This window comes from Mesorhizobium sp. GbtcB19, assembly GCF_019091085.1.
In the GTDB taxonomy this organism is placed as follows: Bacteria; Pseudomonadota; Alphaproteobacteria; order Rhizobiales; family Rhizobiaceae; genus Mesorhizobium.
The window spans coordinates 1-230 of the sequence record NZ_JAGXJY010000635.1 but is presented as its reverse complement, the minus strand read 5'-3'; the positions used below and the strand labels follow the sequence as shown (position 1 = coordinate 230).

At 67.0% G+C, this 230-nt stretch carries 1 protein-coding gene; it reads left to right on the top strand.

Going from position 1 to position 230, the window contains the following annotated elements; translation table 11 throughout:
• On the top strand, positions 1-230 hold a 230-nt coding region (locus tag KVT37_RS33270; protein WP_217579125.1), incomplete at both ends, for a GNAT family N-acetyltransferase.

Genomic DNA, 230 nt, shown 5'->3' with positions numbered 1-230 from the left:
GCCTCTCGCCCCGGCGGCCGGCGGCTTCTCTTCCGAGGGCGAGTTCGAGCCGACCAAGCTTGGCGCGCGGCATCCCGGCCCGCGCTTCCCCCAGCTCGGCCGGTCCTGTGTTCTCAAGGAATTCCGTTCCAAGCGCACGATTGAGGCGCTGTGGCAGGGCATCTGGGCCTACATCCATCATTACAACATCGGCGTGATGACCGGCTGCGCCCCCTTCCACGGTATCGTGC